2 protein-coding genes are annotated in these 2616 nt (G+C 71.1%); both read right to left on the bottom strand.

The features are described 5' to 3' along the window. Nucleotides 1-92 precede the first annotated feature (92 nt). Nucleotides 93-2285: a xanthine dehydrogenase family protein molybdopterin-binding subunit gene (locus FNH08_RS48695; RefSeq protein ID WP_152778315.1), complete on the bottom strand. Its 2193-nt coding sequence runs from the start codon at nucleotides 2283-2285 to the stop codon at nucleotides 93-95. Beyond that, nucleotides 2282-2616: FAD binding domain-containing protein (locus FNH08_RS48690; RefSeq protein ID WP_407704605.1), on the bottom strand; the 335-nt coding region annotated here is incomplete at its 5' end. The genes FNH08_RS48690 and FNH08_RS48695, both read right to left, overlap by 4 nt.

The following is a 2616-nucleotide window of genomic DNA, read 5'->3' as shown; positions in this document are numbered from 1 at the left end:
GGGGGAGACGTGGCACGGCGGCGGCCCCGGGGGTCCGGCGGCGGGGTCAGGTCGGCCGCCGGACGGCCGGGCGAGCACTCAGGTGCTCAGGCTCAGAGCAGGGCTTCGGCGGTGATGGGCAGCTCGCGGACGCGGCGGCCGGTGGCGTGAAAGACCGCGTTGGCGATGGCGGGTGCCACGCCGATGAAGACGACCTCGCCGAGTCCCTTCACTCCGATGGGGTCGGCATGGAGGTCTTCGCCGCCGTCGAGGAAGATCCCCCGCAGGTCGGGGATGTCGGCGTTGACCGGGACCATGTAGTTGGCGAAGTCGGCGTTGACGATGCGGCCGTCGCGGTGGTCGGTGACGGTGTGTTCCAGCAGGGCCTGGCCGATGCCGCCGACCATGCCGCCGAGGGCCTGGCTGTCGGCGAGCTTGGGGCTGATGATCCGCCCCGCGTCGAAGACGCCGAGCATCCGCCGCACCCGCACCAGCCCGAGTCGGGCGTCGACGGCGACCTCGGCGAAGATCGCGCCGTAGGTGTACATGGAGTGCCGGGCCTCGCCCGGGGCCCAGGAGCCGAGGACTTCCAGGTGGGTGCGGTTGTTGCGGGCCAGAAGCTGCCGGTAGGTCTCCCCGCGTGCGGGGTTGTCCTTCATGTGCAGGCGTCCGGAGCGGACCACGACGGCGTCGGCGTCGGCGCCGTACAGCGGTGAGTCCACGTCCTCGACGGCGAGTCCGATCGCCTGCTGCCGGACCTTGTCGCAGCCGTCCTGGACGGCGGAGCCTACGTTGGTCATGGTCTGAGAGCCGCCGTGGGGCGGGGTCGGCGGCATGGTGGAGTCGCCGAGCCGGAAGGTCACGTTGCGCATGGTCAGGCCGAGGGCGTCCGCGGCGACCTGGGTGTGGGAGGTGTAGGTGCCCGGTCCCATGTCGCTGGTCGCGGCCTCGACCAGGGCGGTGCCGTCGGCGTCCAGCCTGACGCGGGCCTGGGCCGGGTTGCGCAGGACGTCGTAGGTGCCGGTGGCCATGCCGGTGCCGATCAGCCAGTCGCCGTCACGGGTGGAGCGGGGCCTGGGGTCGCGACGGTGCCAGCCGAACTCGCGGGCGCCGGTGGCGTAGCACTCGCGCAGCCGCCGGGTGGAGAACGGCAGCTCGTCGGCCGGGTCCTCCTCCGGTTCGTTGCGCAGACGCAGCTCGATGGGGTCGATGCCCAGCTTGTGGGCGAGTTCGTCCATCGCCGACTCGATGGCGAAGCCGGCGGTGGCGAAGCCGGGACCGCGCATCCATATGGGCGTGTTCACGTCCAGCGGCACCGTCCGGTAGTCCTGAAGGACGTGGGGCGCGTTGTAGAGCATCTGGCCGGTGTGCAGGACCCTCTCGGTGAAGTTCTCGTACGTCGAGGTCTCGGCCTTCAGGTGCTGGACCATGGCGCTCACCCGGCCGCGCCGGTCGCTGCCGAGGCGCACCCGGTACTCGTACGAGGGCCGGTAGCCCACCCCGAAGTACAGCTGCCTGCGGGTCAGCATGAGCTTGACCGGACGCCCCGTCTCGCGGGCGGCGAGGGCCGAGATGGTGATGTGGGGCCAGGCCCGTATCGCGTTGCCGAACGCCCCGCCGACGAACGGCGCGATGACGCGCACCGAGTCGTTCGGGATGCCGAACACGGCGGCGATGTCCCTTTGCGTGCCCTTCGGCCACTGGGTCTTGTCCCACAGGGTGAGCTTGTCGCCGTCCCAGCGGGCGATGGTGGCGTGCATCTCCATCGCGTTGTGATGCGCGCGGGCCTGCTGGTACGTCGCATCCACCTTCACGGGGGCGGATGCGAAGGCCTGGTCCGCGTCGCCACGCGCATAGGTGACGGGTTCACCGGCCGGCGCGGAGGCCATGTCGGTCGACGTCTTCTCGGCGTCGTAGCGGACCTTCACCAGCTCCGCCGCGTGCTGGGCGGCCTCCAGTGTGGTGGCGACCACGACGGCGACCGGCTGACCCCGGAAGAGGACTCTGTCGTCCTGGAAGACCCGCAGCTGTCTGCCCGGCGGATCGAACGACTCGGGGTTGCCCCGGTAGGGCAGCACGGGTGCGTTGAGGTGGCTGATCACCTTCAGTACGCCGGGCTGGGCGAGGGCGGCGCGGGTGTCGATGCCGGTGATGTGGCCCTTGCCGATGCCGCTGTCCACGACGACCGCGTGGACGACGCCCTCGATGTCGTGTTCGGCGGCGTACGTCGCCTTACCGGTCACTTTCAGTCGGCCGTCCACGCGGGACAGCGGCGCTCCGACGGCTGCCTGCGGCTGCGGGCTCATTCGGTACCTCCTACGATGCGCAGCTGGCGTTCGACGGTGCGTTGGAGCAACTCGACCTTGAAGCGGTTGTGCTCCAGCGGGCGGGCCCCGTCGGCCGCCTGCTTCGCGGCCTCGGCCCACAGGGACTGCGAGGGCCGCTCGCCCACGAGGTGCTTCTCGACGGCGGGAAGCTTCCACGGCACGGTTCCCACACCTCCGGCGGCGACCTTCGCCTCGCGGATCACCCCGCCCCGGATGTGCAGGGCGACGGCCGCCGAGGTCAGGGCGAACTCGTACGACTGCCGGTCGCGGACCTTGAGATATCCGGATCTGAGAGGGCGCGGGTGGGCGG

Source organism: Streptomyces spongiae, from assembly GCF_009377185.1.
GTDB classification, from domain to species: Bacteria; Actinomycetota; Actinomycetes; order Streptomycetales; family Streptomycetaceae; genus Streptomyces; species Streptomyces spongiae.
This window is presented reverse-complemented; position numbering and strand designations above follow the sequence as displayed.